At 36.1% G+C, this 19,196-nt stretch carries 11 protein-coding genes; all 11 read left to right on the forward strand.

Features of this window, described 5'->3' with window-relative positions:
* The coding region (locus CJP74_RS03685; RefSeq protein WP_119496914.1) for a DUF805 domain-containing protein at positions 1 to 930 on the forward strand (930 nt) is incomplete at its 5' end.
* 89 nt (positions 931 to 1,019) lie between these two features.
* Positions 1,020 to 1,595 (forward strand): DUF805 domain-containing protein, encoded by a 576-nt coding sequence (locus CJP74_RS03690; RefSeq protein WP_119496915.1) that lies wholly within the window; start codon positions 1,020 to 1,022, stop codon positions 1,593 to 1,595.
* 504 nt (positions 1,596 to 2,099) lie between these two features.
* Entirely contained in the window at positions 2,100 to 3,722 is a 1,623-nt protein-coding gene (locus tag CJP74_RS03695; RefSeq protein WP_119496916.1) for a peptide ABC transporter substrate-binding protein, read from the forward strand.
* Between the two features lie 291 nt (positions 3,723 to 4,013).
* Positions 4,014 to 5,648, forward strand: a complete 1,635-nt coding sequence (locus tag CJP74_RS03700) for a peptide ABC transporter substrate-binding protein (RefSeq protein WP_119496917.1) — start codon at positions 4,014 to 4,016, stop codon at positions 5,646 to 5,648.
* A gap of 116 nt (positions 5,649 to 5,764) precedes the next feature.
* A complete protein-coding gene (locus CJP74_RS03705; RefSeq protein WP_119496918.1) occupies positions 5,765 to 7,396 on the forward strand; it encodes a peptide ABC transporter substrate-binding protein in 1,632 nt (543 codons plus the stop codon).
* Positions 7,397 to 7,637: 241 nt separating this feature from the next.
* Positions 7,638 to 9,269 carry a peptide ABC transporter substrate-binding protein gene (locus CJP74_RS03710; protein ID WP_119496919.1) on the forward strand — a complete coding sequence of 544 codons (1,632 nt, stop codon included), beginning with the start codon at positions 7,638 to 7,640 and terminating at the stop codon, positions 9,267 to 9,269.
* A 1,211-nt stretch (positions 9,270 to 10,480) separates the two neighbouring features.
* Entirely contained in the window at positions 10,481 to 12,067 is a 1,587-nt protein-coding gene (locus tag CJP74_RS03715) for a Re/Si-specific NAD(P)(+) transhydrogenase subunit alpha (protein WP_119496920.1), read from the forward strand.
* A 58-nt stretch (positions 12,068 to 12,125) separates the two neighbouring features.
* Positions 12,126 to 13,523, forward strand: a complete 1,398-nt coding sequence (locus CJP74_RS03720) for an NAD(P)(+) transhydrogenase (Re/Si-specific) subunit beta (RefSeq protein WP_119496947.1) — start codon at positions 12,126 to 12,128, stop codon at positions 13,521 to 13,523.
* Between the two features lie 235 nt (positions 13,524 to 13,758).
* A complete protein-coding gene (locus CJP74_RS03725; RefSeq protein ID WP_119496921.1) occupies positions 13,759 to 14,568 on the forward strand; it encodes a SprT family zinc-dependent metalloprotease in 810 nt (269 codons plus the stop codon).
* Between the two features lie 2 nt (positions 14,569 to 14,570).
* Positions 14,571 to 17,963: an ATP-dependent helicase gene (locus tag CJP74_RS03730; RefSeq protein WP_119496922.1), complete on the forward strand. Its 3,393-nt coding sequence runs from the start codon at positions 14,571 to 14,573 to the stop codon at positions 17,961 to 17,963.
* Positions 17,964 to 18,014: 51 nt separating this feature from the next.
* Entirely contained in the window at positions 18,015 to 19,043 is a 1,029-nt protein-coding gene (gene galE, locus CJP74_RS03735; RefSeq protein ID WP_119496923.1) for a UDP-glucose 4-epimerase GalE, read from the forward strand.
* Positions 19,044 to 19,196 lie beyond the last annotated feature (153 nt).

Consider the following 19,196-nt stretch of genomic DNA (forward strand, 5'->3'; position numbering starts at 1 on the left):
GATAACCTTAAAGACAAGGTAGAAAACTTAAAAGATAAAGCTGAAGATAAAGTTGATAATCTTAAAGACAAGGTTGAAGACTTAAAAGATAAAGCTGAAGATAAAGTTGACAACCTTAAAGACAAGGTAGACGACTTAAAAGATAAAGTTGAAGATAAAGTTGATAACCTTAAAGATAAGGTAGAAGACTTAAAAGACAAGGCTGAAGATAAAGTTGATAACCTTAAAGACAAGGCAGAAAACTTAAAAGACAAAGCCCAAGATAAAGTTGATAACCTTAAAGACAAGGCTGCAGACTTAAAAGACAAGGCTGAAGATAAAGTTGATGACCTTAAAGATAAGGCAGAAGACTTAAAAGACAAGGCTCAAGATCAAGTTGATAACCTCAAAGACAAGGTCGAAGGATTTACTAAAGCAAAACCTTATACCTCTGCGGACAAGCCTACGTTAAAAGAGATCATTAAAACAGATACCTGTAATCTCCTTACTTTTAACGCTACTGAAAAACGTCGTGAGTTTTGGTTTTACCTCCTCTTCTTATTTGTAGTTTCAATTGTTCTTTCCCTACTGCAATTTGTCGTAGATGTAATTATTGAAGCAAGCTATCCTTCTTATGTCTCTGTGTTTGGCACAACAAAAGAATTAGGCTTTGGTTACTACTTATTAGTTTCAATTTACTACCTCATTGGCTTAGTAGACTTTATAATTTGGATCCTCGCAAGTTTAGGTTTATATGCTCGTCGTTTAAGAGATATAGGCTTTTCCCCACGCTTTACTATTCTCTTTGTCGCATTAGCAGTTCTTTCTGCTTTACCAATATTTGATGCTTCGGCAGCTATCTGTTATACAGTTTTAACTCTAGTGTTATTTACGCAACCTTCACGTAACACAGATAACCCATATAGCGCTGAACCTCTTTATAAATACTAAGAGAAAAAGTCTAAAAAAAGATAGAATAACTCGGCTTATTCTATCTTTTTTTGTTATTATAGACGCAGTAAAATTAATATCTCTTGCTTATGTCAAATTTAGATTTTCCAGAGAATTTGCCATTTGGGCAAAACTATAAACTACATCATAGTAGAAACTACTACTTTAACTACAAAGGCAAAGAAACCTTAACACCATTTTGGCGTTATATGCTCGTGCCTTTTATTCTGAGTATTGTTTTAAACCTTGTTAAAGGTGATCTAGTAACTTTTGCTAGCCAAATGTTTAGTCCTCTCGGAGCATTAGTTTATCTTAATCTCCTTTACCTCGTATTTTTAGTAGCATTTGTTCTTCCTAGTACAGCTGCTGTAGCCAGACGTCTAAATACAACAAGTTTTTCTTCCTTACTTGCTGTTGTTTACCTAATTTCTTTATTAGGCATCTGGGTTTACTTTAATGCTTCTTTAGCTGAAGAAGGATTTTTAGCTAACCTTGCTCAAAGCTCTTATTTAAGTCTAGTTTGTGCTCTTTATCCGATTCCGCTCATCCTTTGTGCAGCTGATAAGAAAAAAGCGAATTCTATTCGTAGCCAAGCTGAACAAGATTTTAATTGGCAAGGAAAAGGTAACACTGATACAAACGACACTAAACCAAAACGTCGTTAATTTACTATTTATACCTAATTTGTTTATTTAAAGGTCAAGAATTAATTCTTGACCTTTATACGTTTTAGCTTGAAATTTAGAGATTTTTTATTTGCCTCGTTTTTATAAAGAGCCGAGCATTTTTTAGTGCAAGATTTTCCATTAACTACAATACTTCAGATACTAATAAGTTAGTGGCAATTGTGTTACAAGCTCAATTCAACATGATTGATATTAAAATCAACAACCGTTAATAGTCTACTTTCTTAACTGAACGTCAAAGTGGTGCATAGTTTCTATCGTATGGAGGAGGATGCTGACTATACCCCCCTACTTTCTATAGGATTTGGACTTCAATAACGAAATAACTTACAAATTTACTTGAGATCTAGCAATAGGTATCTTTTTTTTGTACATAAAAAACAAACGCTTACCTAGAAAGCAAGAAAAATATTCAACACTTTTTTCTTTTTCTTTGCTAAGATCAAAGAGGACGATTTTTTTCTTTATACAAAAGGATAACCTATGAAAAAATTACTAAAAATGACCCTTGTGGCTAGTTGTATGGCCATGCTAGGTAACGCTATGGCTGCAGAAGTTCCAGCAGGAACCCAACTTGCAGCAAAACAAACTTTACAATTACAAATTGGGGATAACCCAAAATCTATCGACCCTACTCTTTTAAGTGAAACTATAGGTTCAGATATTTCAAGTAACCTTTTTGAAGGTCTCACTACTTATAATGCTGAAGGTAAACTAGTAGCAGCTGGTGCTGAGTCATGGACTCACTCAGAAGATAATAAAGTGTGGACTTTCAAATTACGTCAAGATGCTAAATGGTCTGACGGTACCCCAGTTACTGCTCATGACTATGTAACTTCTTGGCAACGTTTAGTAGATCCAGAAACAGCTTCAGAATATTCATTCTATCTTGATGACCTAGGGGTAGAAAATGCAGCAGCTATTTCTGCAGGTAAAGCTCCACTAAGTTCATTAGGGGTAAAAGCTTTAGATGACTATACTTTACAAGTTACTTTAACTACGCCTGTACCATGGTTCTTAGAAGCAACTCCAATTGCCAACCTTGCTCCTATTCCAACCAAACTATTTAAAGAAGGTAAATGGCCTGACTTTAAAAACCTTGTATCTAATGGTCCATACGTATTAGACTTTGCTATGCCAAACGAAAAATACGTAATCAAGAAAAATGAAAACTATCACAGCGCGGATAAAACCATTATTACTGAAGCTACTTTTAACGTAGTACGTAGTGCTAATGATGCTTATAAACGTTTCCAAGCTGGGGATCTAGATGCTTTTGCCGTTGAAAATGCGCAATTAAAATCTCAACTGCAAAAAGACAACTCAGGCAAATATAAAGTTTTAGTTTCACCTGGTGCAAGCTTAAACTTCTATAAATTTAACCACAAAACAGCGCCATTTAACGACATTCGTGCTCGTAAAGCGATTTTATTAGTAATTAATAACAAAGAAATGGCTGAAAAAGTATTCCGTAATAACGTAACTCCTACTTCATTATGGATGTCTCCTGCTATGCCTGGGGCAAATACTTTAACGCAATCAGCATACTTTGATGAAGATTATGCAGATCGTGTTGCTGAAGCGAAAAAATTATTAGCTGAAGCTGGTTATAGTGCAAGCAACCCATTAACCTTCTCAATTAACTATAATACTTCTGATAACCACAAACTTGTGGCAATCATGATTCAATCGCAACTAAAAAGTGCGTTAGGTAATCTAGTTAATACTACAATTAACAACCGTGAATGGGCTACTTTCTTAGTGGAAAGCCAAAATGGTGACTACCCATTCTTCCGTATGGGTTGGAATGCTGACTACTATGACCCTTCTACTTTCTATAGTATCTGGACTTCAAACAGCCCAATGAATACTGCAGGATATAACTCTCCTGAGTATGATCAACTCTTTAAAGACTTATTCAATACTAAAACTGCAGAAGAACGTTTAGCTCTCTACCAAAAAATGAACAACCTGCTTAACCAAGATGCAGCAGGGGTACCATTATTTAGTTCGCTAAATGTTTCTCTAACGGTTAACAACCTCTACGGTTATATTAACGATGATACTATGCGTCGTGTATATAACATGTACCTCACTGCTAAATAGTAGTAAAAAAAGATCCTCGCTGAGGGTCTTTTTTTATGGCAAAAAATATAATTTGGAGTTTTTTCTCTTGAAGCAAAGAATATAATTTGTAACTTTTTCTCTTGGAGCAAAAAAAATCGCAACAAAAAAATCCCTGCAAATCGAGAAAAAAAGGAAAAAGGAAAAATATTCTTTTTATATATTGGCATCTATTTGGAAAATTATGCTAATATATAAATAAATACACTAATGAAAAATAAAATAAAAAATATTCTTAGGTATTTCCTTTTATTCCCCAGCAGAGATTAGATTATGATTAAATTATTTTGTCGCGGTTTAAGCTATACACTCTTAGCTACTAGCCTTTTAACTAGCACCACTTATACTCAAGCAGCTAATGTACCTGAAGGAACAATACTAGCTCAAAAACAAGTATTAAATATTGAGCTTGGTGATAACCCAGGTACTTTAGATCCAAATAAAATTACCGAAATTATTGGTTTCCAAATTGCTACTAACTTATTTGATCCATTAACTACCTATGATGAAAATGGTAAGATAGTTGCGGGAGCTGCTCAATCTTGGAGTCATAGTGAAGATTTTAAAACTTGGACATTTAAGCTCCGTCCTGATGCAAAGTGGTCAGACGGTACTCCTGTAACTGCCCAAGATTTTGTAACCTCTTGGCAAAGATTAGTTGATCCTGAAACAGCTTCGCAATATTCGTTTTACTTAGGTAACCTTGGCGTGTTAAATGCCAAAGATATTAGCGAAGGTAAACTTGATAAAAACCTCCTCGGGGTGAGAGCAGTAGATGATTTAACCTTTGAGGTGACTCTATCAACTCCAACTCCTTGGTTTTTAGAGGCAACAGCCTTAGTTATAGTATCGCCAGTACCTACGCATTTAGTACAAGCTGGCAAATGGCCTGATTTCTCTAACTACGTGGTAAATGGACCATTTACTTTAGCTCAAGCAGTACCTAATGAAAAATATACCCTTCGTAAAAATGAGCAATATTGGGATGCTAAAAATACTGTCCTTACTGAAGCAAACTTTGTGATTATTCGTAATGCCAATGATGCTTATAAACGTTTACAAGCTGGTGACCTCGACGCATTTCGTCTAAGTACGCCAAGTTTACGTCAAGCTCTGCTGAAAAATGATAACTTTAAAGTGCATGAAGCTCCAGGTTCATATACCACTTGGTTTGCTTTCCGTAATAACCAAGCTCCATTTGATAATCGCGATGCAAGAAGAGCTATTTTACTAGCAATTAATACCCAAGATTTACAAACTAAAGTTTTTCGTGATAGTGTGCAAGCAACTTCGATTTTTGCTTCTCCACCTCTTCCTGGGGTAACTGAGTACTTAAAAGAAGCTCCTTATTTTAATCAACCGTATAGCCAAAGAGTTGAAGAAGCTAAACAACTTTTAGCTCAAGCTGGTTACTCAAGCTCTAATCCATTAAAGTTTGAGATAGCTTATAACACTAACGAAAACCATAAATTAGCTGCCATAGCGATTCAAGCTCAATTAAAACAAGTATTTGGTAATACCATACAAACGACTTTAACCAATGCCGAATGGGCAACTTTTTTAGCTAATCGTCGTAGTGGAGAATATGCTTTCTATCGTTCGGGTTGGTCACCAGCATATTATGAACCTTCAACCTTTTATGCTAACTGGACTTCATATAATCCTTTAAACGATAGTAAATTTAATTCACCAGAATATGACCAACTTTGGCAAGATCTTTATGCTAGCCAAAATCTTGAACAAAGATTTGCTCTTTACCAACGCTTAAATGATCTGCTTATAGATCAAGCAGCTGCTGTACCTTTATATGTATCTCTCGACTCTTGGGCAACAGTTAAAAATCTGCAAGGCTTAGTTCTCGATAACATAACGCGTCGTTTAGTGCACGTTTACTATACAGCCGAATAGCCAAAATAACTCAGGGAAGAACTAAATTTTAAGTTTTTTACATTTCCATTTGAACTTTTTTCTGTTAATATAGACAAATACACTGAGTTATAAATCAAAATAAGAGAGAACTAATTATGGCTAAATGGTTTTGTAAAGGGTTAGGTTTAACCTTGCTTGCTACCAGTTTACTTGTAGCAAATAATTCAATGGCAGCTAATGTTCCTCAAGGAACAAAACTAGCTGAAAAACAAGTTCTAAATATTGAGCTTTCAGATAACCCAGCTTCACTAGATCCAAACTTAATTAACGAAAATATTGGTTTACAAATTGCGTCGAACCTTTTCGATCAATTAACCACTTATGATGAGTATGGTAAATTAATCCCAGGTGCTGCTGAATCTTGGACTCATACTCCTGATTTTAAAGTTTGGACATTTAAATTACGTCCACAAGCTAAATGGTCTGACGGTACTCCTGTTACAGCACAAGACTTTGTTACTTCATGGGAACGTTTAGTTGATCCACAAACAGCATCTGAGTATTCTTACTACTTAGGTGACCTAGGCGTTTTAAATGCTAAAGAAATCAGTGAAGGTAAATTAGATAAAAGTCAATTAGGGGTTAAAGCTCTTGATGACTATACTTTAGAAGTTACTTTAGAGTCACCTGTACCATGGTTCCTTGAAGCTACTTCTCTAATTGTATTATCTCCAGTACCTACGCATCTTATTAAAGAAGGTAAATGGCCTAACTTCTCAAATTATGTTGTAAATGGTCCTTATACCTTAAAACAATCAGTGCCAAATGAAAAATACACTCTAGTTAAAAATGATGCTTACTGGAATGCTGACAAAACCGTATTAACTGAAGCTAACTTCCTTGTAATCCGTAATGCAAATGATGCTTACAAACGTTTACAAGCTGGTGACCTTCATGCCTTTAAATTAACAACTCCAGCTTTACGTCAAGCTCTCTTAGGTAATACTCACTTTAAAGTACTTGAAGCTCCAGGTTCATATACCGTGTGGTTCTCTTTTAGCCATCACAAACCACCATTTAATGATCTAAATACTAGAAAAGCTATTCTGTACGCGGTTAATACTTTAGATTTACAAAATAAAGTATTCCGTAATACCGTACAAGCAACTTCAGTGTATGCTTCTAGTGCTTTACCAGGAGTTAAAGAAAACTTAAAACAAGCAGCTTACTTTGAGCAACCTTATGAACAACGTGTTGCCGAAGCGAAAAAATTACTTGAAGAAGCTGGTTATTCAGCAAGTAATCCATTAAAATTTGAAATTGCCTACAATACCAATGAGCTGTATAAAATGTCAGCGATTGCTATTCAAGGACAATTAAGACAAGTATTTGGTAGTGCCGTACAAACGACTTTAACTAATACCGAATGGGCTACTTTCTTATCTAACCGTCAAGCTGGTGTATATAGTTTCTACCGTTCAGGTTGGGGTGCAGACTACTATGAACCATCTACGTTCTATGGTATCTGGACATCAAACAACCCACTTAACGATAGTAAATTTAATTCGGCAGAATATGATAAACTCTGGCGTGATCTCTTTAGTACTGAAACTAACGAACAAAGATTTGCTCTCTATCAGCAAATGAATGATATTCTTGCTGATCAAGCAGCTGCTGTGCCTATCTACTCACCAGTAGATTCATATGCTACTGTGAAAAATCTTTATGGTTTAGTGGTAGATGATAATACACGTCGTCTATTTAACATGTATTTCACTGCTGATTAATAATTAAAAAAAAAGAAGCTTCGGCTTCTTTTTTTTTGCTTTAAATTGCCTAAATTTTGTTCAACTGCTCACAAAAAGTACAAAAAAAGATCATTTTTTGTTAAATTTTTTCTTGACGGGACAATTTTTCTGCTAAGATAAATTTATACCCTTTATTTTTTTTGCTTTAAAAATATGGTTTTAAATCATACTTCTAGAGCTGTGATAAAGATAAATATAATAATCAAGAAAAGGACAATTTATGATTAAATGGTTTTGTAAAGGGTTAAGCTTGACTTTGGTGGCAGCTAGTATGCTAGCAACGCAAAATTCATTTGCAGCAAATGTACCGCAAGGCACTAAACTTGCCGATAAACAAGTTCTCTATATTGAATTAGCAGATAACCCACCAACACTCGACCCAAACTTAATTACCGATACTATCGGTTCACAACTTACTTCAAATCTTTTTGATCTTCTCACTACCTATGATGAACATGGTAATCTAACAGCAGGTATCGCTCAATCTTGGAGCCACTCAGATGACTTTACAGTATGGACATTTAAATTACAGCGTAATGCAACCTGGTCTGATGGCGTAGCGGTAACGGCACATGACTTTGTTACCTCATGGCAACGTTTAGTAGACCCAAAAACTGCTTCTGAGTATTCATTTTACTTAGGTGACCTCGGTGTTAAAAATGCTCGTGCTATTATCGAAGGTAAAGTAGATAAAAGCCAACTTGGGGTAAGAGCAGTAGATGATTATACTCTTGAAGTAACTTTAGAAACTCCAGTGCCTTGGTTCTTAGACGCGACCACGCGTATTGTCTTAGCTCCAGTACCTACACACTTAGTTAAAGCGGGGACTTGGCCAAACTTTGATAACTATGTGACCAATGGACCTTACCTATTAAAAACAGCCGTACCTAATGAAAAATACGTAATCGTTAAAAATGAAAAATACTGGAATGCAAAAAATACAGTGATCACCGAAGCTAACTTTATGATCATCCGTAATGCTAATGATGCTTATAAACGTTTACAAGCAGGTGATTTACATGCCTTTAAGCTAAGTACGCCAGCAATTCGTACTTCGCTCGAAAAAGATAACAACTATAAAATCTTAGAAGCACCAGGTTCATATACAATTTGGTATGGCTTTAGCTTAAGTAGACCACCATTTGATGATCTAAGAGTAAGAAGGGCTGTTTTATTAGCAATTAATACCCAAGATCTGCAAAATAAAGTGTTCCGTAATAGTGTGCAAGCAACTTCAGTATATGCTTCAAAAGCTTTACCTGGGGTGGCTGATAACTTAAAACAAGCACCTTATTTTGATCAACCATATGAACAACGCTTAAAAGAAGCAAGAGAACTCTTAGCTCAAGCTGGTTATAATGCAAAAAACCCATTAAAATTTGAGATAGCGTACAATACCAATGAAATGTATAAAATGTCTTCAATTGCAATTCAAGCGCAATTAAGACAAGCGTTTGGTAATGCGGTACAAACTACGCTAACCAATGCTGAATGGTCTACTTTCTTATCTAACCGTCAACGCGATGTTTATACTTTCTATCGTTCAGGTTGGGGTGCAGACTACTATGAACCATCTACGTTCTACGGTATTTGGACAAGTGACAACCCAATTAACCGCAGTAAATTCAATTCACCAGAATATGATAAATTATGGCAAGATCTGTTCCACACTAAAACTGTAGAACAAAGATTTGCTATTTACCAAAAAATGAACGATATTCTCATTCGTGAAGCTCCAGCTGTGCCAATTTTCTCACCGTTAGATTCTTATGCTACAGTGAAAAACTTACAAGGTCTTGTAGTAGATAATAATACTCGTCGTGTATTTAACATGTACTTCACCGCTGAATAAGCAAATAAAAAAGAGGGGCACTAGGCCTCTCTTTTTTTACGCAAAAAATCGCTTATTTAGCTAATTAACCAAGAATTGAATGTTAGATATTTTTGGGGGATAATTTTTGCTTAACTTATTTTTTTTAGGGGGAGATTTTTTGCTTAGTTAATTTGTGCTTTTTACTTAAATATTTCCGTTCTTGCTTAATTAATTTCTGTTTTTTACTTAATTATTGTCTATTTTTAGCTTAGTTAATTGCTATTTTTGACTGAGTTAATTGCTGTTTTTACTTAATAATTTCTATTTTTAGCTTATTTAATGGCTATTTTTTTGCTTAATTAATTTTTTATTAATATTTTTATTAAAATTTTGCTAAAAAATTAAGTTCTATATAGGCAAATGGCTATATTTCTCCTTTCATTTGATAGTATGATTTATCAACTTTACTAACATTTGCAATTACGGCTAAAAAAATGTAAATTTTTTTTGTGGGCTATTTATGGCCAATTTTACCTTTTTTCAGCCCTTTACTTTTCTTTTTTCTCAATAAAAATCATCAGTTTAAGTTAAGCAAGAGAATAAAATTTACGCTTACTCTTAAGCAAATTTGCGATTTTTGCCTAAAAAAATATTTGTTTTCCCTCTATACAAAACGCTTTTTCTTTGGTACTATATTTATATAGAGATTAGAAAAGAAAACAGAATTCGACTTATTAGGTCTGGCTCCTAATAAAAGAACCGTATTTTCCTTTCTAAGTTTAGCTTAGAAAAGAATACCTTCTTCATATTGAAGACAAGCCAAATCAAACATAAGTAACCACTGTGGGATGAAAAGATTTTCATCCCCTTTTTTATTGCCATATTTATGCCTTTTTAAAAAAATACTTCCCTCTTGCCCCCTGCTTTTTCCCTTCTCCTTGCTTCACTTCTTCTCTGCTTCAATAAAATAATCAATCCCTTACCTTTTTCTACCTATTCCTTTGGCAAAGTCTATCATTTGCAAGATTAAAATACAATAAATTACAAAATTTACTAACATTTGACAGTTTTCCTAACATTTTTACTCGCTCTTAGGGCAAAAGTAAAAAACTAGCCTAAAATTGGTCAAAAGTCACAAAACTGAAGAAAATTTTTAACTTTTTCTCTGGCTCATTTTATAATAATCAAATACCTATATTAGGTACTTTTTTATCTTTACTCATTAAGTTAGATCTTAAGGATTCTTTTCTATGCAAATTGGTGTTCGTAAAGAAATACAAGCCAACGAAAAAAGAGTCGCTCTAACTCCTACTAGTGTAAGTAAATTAAAAAAATTAGGTTACCAAGTAGTGATTGAGAGCGAAGCTGGTCAAGCTTCTACTTATCCTGACCAAATGTACATTGAGGCTGGTGCTACTGTAGTTCCTCGCGAACAAGTTTATCAAGCTGATATTTTATTAGCGGTTAATCCTTTAGAGCGAGATGAAGTAGCTCTGTTAAAAGAGGGAGCTACAGTAATTAGTTTTCTTTATCCAGCGCAAAACACTGAGCTTGTAACTGCACTACAAGAAAAAAATATTACAAGTTTAGCTATGGACATGGTGCCACGTATTTCTCGTGCCCAAGCCATGGACGCCCTCTCATCTTTAGCTAATATTGCTGGTTACCGAGCGGTTGTTGAAGCAGCGGCTCAGTTTGGTCGTTTTTTAAATGGACAAATTACGGCTGCAGGTAAAATTGCTCCTGCCAAAGTATTAGTAATTGGGGCTGGAGTAGCTGGTCTAGCTGCCATAGGGACAGCAAAAAACCTTGGGGCGATAGTACGTGCTTTTGATGCTCGTCCTGAAGTAAAAGAACAAGTTGAATCTATGGGGGCTCAGTTCTTAACTATAGGCCATATAGAACAACAAAAAACTAATGACGGTTATACGCGTAGTACTTCAGAAGAGTTTGATCGTAAATCAGCCGAACTCTATGCTGCTCAGGCAAAAGAAGTAGATATCATTATAACTACTGCTGCTATTCCTGGACGCAAGGCTCCATTGCTAATTACCAAAGAAATGGTTGATAGCATGAAACCTGGTTCGGTAATTATTGACATAGCTGCGGCTACTGGTGGTAACTGTGCTTATACCCAAGCAGGGCAAGTAGTTACTACGGATAATGGCGTTAAAGTAGTAGGTTACACTAACTACCAATCGCTATTAGGTAATCAAGCTTCTGAGCTTTATGCTAATAACCTTGTGAACCTTCTTAGCTTAATTACGCCAGAGAAAAATGGACAATATCAGCTCGAGCAAAGTGATGTAATTGTACGTAATATGCTTGTGACCTTAACTGATGGTGAAAAAGGTCAAGCTAGTCTTTTATATCCACCACCGCCAATTAGTGTTTCGGCTGCTCCAAAAGAAACAGCCAAAGCAGCTCCTGCTAAACCGCAAGTTGATGCAAAAACTTTAGCTCGTAAACTAATCTGGCAAACGGTAGGCTTAGCTCTGGCATTTTTAGTATATCTCTACTTAACTTCTTTCTTACCAGCAAGCTTTGTTGCCGACTTAAATATCTTTATGTTAGCAAGTGTTCTAGGTTATTTCCTAATCTGGAATGTACATAGTGCTCTCCATACGCCACTTATGTCGCTTACTAACGCCCTTTCGGGAATTGTGGTAATCGGGGCTATCTATCAAGTGAGTAGTGTAGAGTTTGGGGTATTAGCTAAACTTCTAGCTCTTATTGGGGTATTCCTCGGGGGCTTAAATATTTTTGGAGGCTTTGCTGTAACTCATCGTATGCTAAGTATGTTTATTAAAAAAGACAAAGATCAAGGTGGTAAATAAAATGACAAAGACTTCTATTTACTTTATTGCCACTATTGCTCTAATAATTGGCTTTTTAATGCCCTTTAATCCTTTAGCCATGTATATTCTGGCAGCCTTCTTAATTATTTTAAGTATTGTACGTTTATCGCAGCATAAAACAGCTTTCTTAGGTAATCTCCTTGGGGCTGTAGGTATAGGTTTAGTTGTGGTAACGGCTTTAATTGAAGGGGGTTGGTCTTGGTGGCTAGTGCTAGTGTTACTAGCTTTAGCTTCTTCATTTGTGGTAGGCTTATGGCGAGCAAAAACTGTAGCTATGACCGAGATTCCACAATTAGTAGCTCTCTTAAACTCGCTGTCAGGATTACTAGCAACGATTATTGCTGTAAATTCTTATAAATTTAAGGCTCCTCTCGAGCTTGTAGATCCAAGCGAGCTAGTGGTTTTCCAAAACATTAACTCGGTTTTAGTTGCCTTAAGTATTATTATAGGTCTCTTTACTTTTGTGGGTTCTATGGTAGCTTATGCTAAATTATCTGGTATTAAGCTTTATCGTGTTCACTTTAGTCGTCCACATTTAGCTACAGCGGCTTTAATTATTCTTCTTTTAGCTGTTTCTATTTGGTACTTCCAACTTAACAACCTGTTTTTCATTTTCTTACTTCTAGTGCTAACTGCATTCCTCGCTTATCATGTGGTAGGTTCAATTGGGGCAGCAGATATGCCAGTAGTAATTGCTTTACTTAACTCTTACTCAGGTTGGTCAACAGCGGCAGCTGGTTTCTTACTCAATAGTAAAATCCTTATTATCACAGGGGCGTTAATTGGAGCTTCTGGTTCTATTCTTTCTTACATTATGTGTAAAGCTATGAACCGTAGCCTCTTTAATATCCTTGCAGGTGACTTTACTAAGGTTGAAGCTAGTGCTGAGCCTGAAGGTACTGTAGTTGAATCTACACCAAGTGATGTAGCAGCTCTGCTCGAAAACGCGAATAACATTATTATTGCTCCTGGCTATGGTCTGGCTGTATCTCAAGCGCAATATCCTGTTTCAGAGCTTGTAGATATACTTAAAGCTCAAGGAAAAAATGTTCGTTTTGCGATTCACCCAGTAGCTGGACGTTTACCAGGACACATGAACGTTCTCCTTGCCGAAGCTAATGTAGATTACGATATAGTTCTAGGCATGGATGAAATTAACGATGATTTTGCCGATACAGATGTAGTATTAGTAATCGGAGCTAATGATACAGTTAACCCTGCAGCAGCAACTGATCCTAACTCACCTATTGCAGGCATGCCTGTATTAAGAGTTTGGGAAGCTGGACATGTAGTAGTGTTTAAACGTTCTATGGCTTCGGGCTATGCTGGCGTACCTAACCCATTATTCTATCGCGAAAATGCATCTATGTGTTTTGGTGATGCTAAAGCTTCACTGCAAGCTATTAATAATGATTTAAAAAATCATGCAAAATAAAGTAAAATAAAGAGGCTAAGGCCTCTTTATTTTTTACCAAAAAAATAACCTAAGCACAGGCCCAGGTTATATCCACTCTAATAATAAATTTATCTTCTCATCAATTACTTTATGTAAAGATGATTTAAAATCATTATAACAATATTTACACAGTGCCAAGCAATTGGCAAGCAGATTTTTGTTGTAAAGAGACAAAAATGGCTTTGATTGCGAACAATTAACAATTAGAAAGAAAATGTCAACTGAGAACTTTACTCCGCAAATGCAAAAATGGCTAACTAACGCCCAAAAGGTCAGTCAAAAGTTTGCTACCTTTGTGCGCCAAGCTTGTGAACGCAAGCTTAATCCCCCGACCAAGCCTTGGCGTAATAAAGAGGTAGTTTTAGTTAAGCTTTTACAAGAATATCCTGTCAAAGATCAAGGGGTGCATGTTGCCCACTGGCAACAAAAAGTAATTAAAAAATGTCTCGAAGTCTATAATTTAGCTTTAGACTTGTTTGCCTTTAGGCAAGAATTTACTTTTCCTAAAATCGAATTCCATAAACACCATACGCGTTCGGTAGGTTGGTTTTGCCCAGGGGATCACACTTTATCTTTTCATATCTTTACCATAATTCTTGAACAACAAAGATATCTTGATGATGTAGTACCCCATGAAATGGCGCATGTAGTGCAACATTATCTCTATCGAGAAAAAATAATTCCGCGTAAATATGCCTCAGGACATGATCTAGTCTTTCAGATCTTAGCCCAAATGCTCGGCAGTACGGGCAAGGCTACCTTTCAGATTAGTCAAGAAGAGCAAATTAGCCAACGCTTACAAAGCCAACAAGCTTCTTTGCGCCAAACTTTAAAAAATCTTGAGCCTAAAAAAGGAAATTATTATCACTATCATTGTGCCTGTGCTAATAAAGAACATAAATTAAAAATCATTCGTCACAATAATATTCAAAAGGGTAAAAGACAATACATTTGCCTTAAATGCAAACAAACCCTTAAGTTTACTGGACAAGTAACCCCAATTAGTATTTTTACCTCAGAATAATTATGTTTAATCAGCTCAACCCACAACAAGCTAAGTTTGTCTTGTCTCCCCTTGAAAACGCATTAGTTTTAGCGGGGGCAGGTACGGGTAAAACTTCATCTTTTATTGCCCGGATAGCTCACTTAATTATTAATAACCAAATTACCCTACATAGCTTTTTTGCTACAACCTTTACTAATGCTGCTGCCAAAGAAATGCGCGATCGCTTATTATGGCAACTCAAAAAACATAATCCTAACTTTAATGAAAGTCAATTACGGCAGTGCTATATAGGAACTTTTCACTCGCTCTTTGGGCGTATTTTACGCAATAATATCGACAAATTAAACGATGATATTCGCCCTAACTTTACCAATCTTGAAGAAGCAACTGCCAAAAGTCGAATTCGCGAGTTTTTAAAACAAAATAAACTCAACGAAACTTTTGAAAAACAAGGACTCAATCCAGGAAGCATTTTAAACATTATTAATACTATTCGCGAAACCTATATTATTGATAATGAATTTAACATGCAAATTTTTAACCAAGTTTTTAGAGACTATCAAAAAGCCTCTATTAAACTTGATGATGAAAACCCTGAGAGTGTAAGTGCAGGCGATATCTCTCTGTATGATAGCTTCAAAAAAGTTTTTGATTTCTATCATAGATATAAAATCGACAATAACCTTGTTGACTTTACCGATTACCTCATAAAAACTTACAAGCTCCTCAAAAACAATCCGCAAGTATTAAAAAGCTTACAAAAACGCTTTACCTATCTGATTGTCGATGAGTGTCAGGATATTAATAATCTGCAATATGAGCTGATAAAATTGCTCCAGAATCCTGAGTATAATCGCGTTGCCATGATTGGTGATGATGACCAGGCTATTTATGGCTTTAGGGGCTCGAATGTAACGCTATTACTTCGCTTTGAACGCGAAATCAAGGACGTACAAGTTTATAAACTTGAGTATAACTATCGTTCTTCGCCAAGTATTCTTAATATGGCCAACCATATTATTAATCTCTATAAAGAAGATAATATTAAAGTCCTACAAGCGACCAAAGCTAGTAGCAAGAATACTCCTGTGCGTTATCTCGAAGTGCAAGGGCAAGATAATATCCAGGGTGAACTTATTGCCCAAGATTTACTGCGCCATGGTGAGTTTACCGATGCGGCAATTCTGGCGCGAAATAATAAAATCTTACAAAACTTTGAGCAATATTTAATTCAGCATAAAATTCCTTACGAATTTAAAACTTCAGCCGAGTTTTTTAATCGTCTGGAAGTAAAAATTATTATGCATATTCTTACTTTAGTAAATAATCCTAATGCCAATGAATCTTTTAATTACTTGGTAGAAAATCTGGTAGCTAAAGTAGGACCTAAGGTAATTAGCCAAATTAATGAACTGGGACGTCAACTTGGACTGCCAAATTACCTTGCTGCCCGTGATTACATTTCGATGCTTTGGAAAAGCATTACTGTCGCTCGACAAAACCTGCAAGAGTTTATTGAGCGTATTGAAGAAGTAAGACACTTTTCCTTCACCGCAACTATTGAAGATACAATTAAACACACAGCACGGATTTTTGATTTAGAAAACTGGTTTAAAGCTAAAAAAGATAATGCCGAAAGTCGCTTAGAGAATATTCAAGCTCTCTATGATCTAGCTTCTAACTATACGCCGCAAATTCTTGATGACGAAGAAACTGAAGCTACCGAACTTGACTTTTTACGTTTACAACACGGGAATCTGACCGATCTTGAGTTACGTAACCTCTATATTCAGCGTCAGTTTATTCAACAAAACTTTTTAGATCAAGTTAACCTTGGCAAGGATCCTAATACTCCAAAAGGAGTAATTCTTTCGACCATTCATAGGGCAAAAGGGCTCGAATGGAAGCATGTGTATTTACCTGACTTTTGTGATAAAACCATGCCAAGTCCTTTATCTGAAAGTGATAAAGAGCTCGAAGAAGAACGTCGTCTCTTTTATGTGGCAATTACGCGTGCAAAAGAGTACTTATACCTCTTAAAACCGGAAATCTATCGTGGCTATGCAGGCTATTTCGAAAATGCCGAACGCTCAGAATTTACCTATGATTTTCTTTGCCCTGAATTAAGCAAGGATATAGAGTTTTATCAGCAAGTAACCTTTGCGGGCAATGACTATCAACGGATAGACTTTAGTCGCGGTCTAGACAAGGCTCGTAAAGCTAGTGTGCCTTATGAGCAGTTGCCTCCTATTTTACAAAACTCTGCGAGCCACGAGCCAAGCCGAGGACAAGGGCTAGGAAGTAATTTTAGCTTTAACAATAAGCGTCGTACGGCACCTATAGGAGCCATAGCTTCTCAAGCTCCAACTCCTTATCGCCAAGTAGAAAAGGTTACAGCAAAAACTCTTGATCAAACAATTAAAGACAAGCTTAGCCGCTTAGCAAGTAATTTAGGTTTAAATCTGCCAATAGTCCAAGCTAACCTTGCTGATTTTGTCGAACTGGTAAAAGCTTATAAGCTCGTGCATGTACAACAAATTCTCTACTTTAGCTCTGAGGATTTAGCTCTGCATCCGCAATTGCGCCATATAGCTCCAATTTTTGCTCAACAAGTGCAAGAAACTGCTGATCTTAGCCTCGGGCAAGCCGTATATGCATGTAACTTTAAAGAGTTAGATGACGCAGCTATGCTTGTACGCATTTGTCGCTTTTTCAAAAATGCCCAAACCATGTTCAGATATATCGAGAATTACGCTACTGCCGTAGACTTTGCTCAAGAGTTTGTCAAATATAAGGTTCCCGAAGACTTATCACGGAAAATTTATCACACTTTTAGTCAAGAAAGGAACCAAGAAATTTTATGGCAACTTCTTGATGCTGGGGTTGCTCAAAATACCTTAAACGACAAGGATCAAGAAACCTTAAGTAAACGTCAACAACTGGGGGTAGTTGATGAGTTAGAGCAAGAAATTGCCCAAAAACGAGCAAAACTCGAAAGTGAAGATCCTTTTGGGGTTAAGGTTCAAGCCCAAAAAGTGGCTGTAGCCCAAGAGTTCTTAGATACTTTTAATGGGGCTAAGAAAAAACTCTATGAGCAAGAATATAGTCAAACGAGCTTAGAAGCTCTTATGGATGATATTTTTTCCCAAAGTACGCCTGTTTTAATTAACCGTGATAACCTAAAAAACTATAGCGTTTCTTTTATCGGGCGTCATCCTTATTTAAGCTATCAAGAAGTCCTTGATTCTTTAGAGAGCCTCGAAGTTACTTATGTGCAAAATCCTAATCATGCTCAAGTAGTTTTTGTTTTTGATATTGAAAACCAAAACCAAGAGTATATGCGTGAAGCTATTGAAGAAAATCAACGCATTGAAATTCTGAGCCTCAAGGACTTTGAGCGCATTTTTAGTTAAGCTCTGGGCTATATGTTATAATCAAGACAAAATTAACTAATTTACTTAATTATGCAAAAAACAATTCTGGTAACTGGTGGCTTAGGCTATATCGGCTCGCATACTAGTGTTACCCTGGCTCAACTCGGTTATAAGGTTATTATTTTTGATAATCTCTATAATGCCAAACTAACTTTTAGTAAAAATATTCGTAGTATTCTTAGCGAGCAAGAAAATGCCAATCTCCATATAGTAGTTGGGGATGTAACTAAGGCTTGGGATCTCGAACAAGTATTTGAGCAATACCAAATAGATCAAGTAATTCACTTTGCCGCTTTAAAAGCTGTAGGTGAAAGTGTTGCCTTCCCTCTCAAATATTATCAAAATAATGTGGGCGGGCTCCAGGTACTCCTTGCTTGTATGGAAAAATATCAAGTGCATGACTTAATCTTTAGTTCGACAGCTACGGTGTACGGTAATAATCCTATTCCATGTCGCGAAGATGCTCTAATTTCTCGAGCTGCTAACCCTTATGGGCAAAGTAAAATCACTTGTGAATATATGCTCGAAGATGCGGTAAACAGCTCTAAATTAAGAGCTATACGTTTACGCTACTTCAATCCAGTCGGAGCACATCCATCAGGCAAAATTGGCGAAGAATATGCTCGTCCTTTTAATATTTTCCCTGCTCTGTACGATGTGTACCTTGGCAAACAAGAGCAATTAACTATTTTTGGAACAGATTATCCAACTGCCGACGGTACTGCTGAACGTGACTATATTCATATTATGGATCTAGTGCATGGGCATATTAAAGCTTTACATTACCTAGACAACCACCCAGAAGAAAATAACCAAGTTTTTAATCTGGGCACAGGTCATCCTTACTCGGTAAAACAAGTAGTAGAAGCTTTTATTACTCAGTCAGATCGTCCTATTAAAGTAGTTTATGGTCCGCGTCGTCCTGGTGACTTACCAACTAGCTATGCTGCTACGGATAAATCGGAGCAGGTTTTAGGCTTTAAAGCCCAATATGGCCTCGAGCAAATGTGTCGTGATGCCTTTGCTTACCTTAAATATAAACTTGCTCAACAAGATTAAAAACAAAAAAAAGACCCAGTCATTTTTTGACTAGGTCTTTTATTTTATTTATTTTTTCTCTCAGCGAGTTGATGTAATACTTTTTGTACTTCACGAGCTGAGTTAGCATAAAGATTAGCACTTTGTACGTTGTAATCGATAAAGTCTAAGAAG

The organism is Psittacicella melopsittaci, from assembly GCF_003585925.1.
Taxonomy (GTDB): domain Bacteria; phylum Pseudomonadota; class Gammaproteobacteria; order Enterobacterales; family Psittacicellaceae; genus Psittacicella; species Psittacicella melopsittaci.

What these genes read in the sequence shown, in the direction of transcription:
- CJP74_RS03690 (WP_119496915.1), top strand. Translation starts at nt 1,020, where the DNA reads ATGTCAAATTTAGATTTTCCAGAGAATTTGCCATTTGGGCAAAACTAT.
- CJP74_RS03695 (WP_119496916.1), top strand. Translation starts at nt 2,100, where the DNA reads ATGAAAAAATTACTAAAAATGACCCTTGTGGCTAGTTGTATGGCCATG.
- CJP74_RS03700 (WP_119496917.1), top strand. Translation starts at nt 4,014, where the DNA reads ATGATTAAATTATTTTGTCGCGGTTTAAGCTATACACTCTTAGCTACT.
- CJP74_RS03705 (WP_119496918.1), top strand. Translation starts at nt 5,765, where the DNA reads ATGGCTAAATGGTTTTGTAAAGGGTTAGGTTTAACCTTGCTTGCTACC.
- CJP74_RS03710 (WP_119496919.1), top strand. Translation starts at nt 7,638, where the DNA reads ATGATTAAATGGTTTTGTAAAGGGTTAAGCTTGACTTTGGTGGCAGCT.
- CJP74_RS03715 (WP_119496920.1), top strand. Translation starts at nt 10,481, where the DNA reads ATGCAAATTGGTGTTCGTAAAGAAATACAAGCCAACGAAAAAAGAGTC.
- CJP74_RS03720 (WP_119496947.1), top strand. Translation starts at nt 12,126, where the DNA reads ATGCCCTTTAATCCTTTAGCCATGTATATTCTGGCAGCCTTCTTAATT.
- CJP74_RS03725 (WP_119496921.1), top strand. Translation starts at nt 13,759, where the DNA reads ATGTCAACTGAGAACTTTACTCCGCAAATGCAAAAATGGCTAACTAAC.
- CJP74_RS03730 (WP_119496922.1), top strand. Translation starts at nt 14,571, where the DNA reads ATGTTTAATCAGCTCAACCCACAACAAGCTAAGTTTGTCTTGTCTCCC.
- galE (WP_119496923.1), top strand. Translation starts at nt 18,015, where the DNA reads ATGCAAAAAACAATTCTGGTAACTGGTGGCTTAGGCTATATCGGCTCG.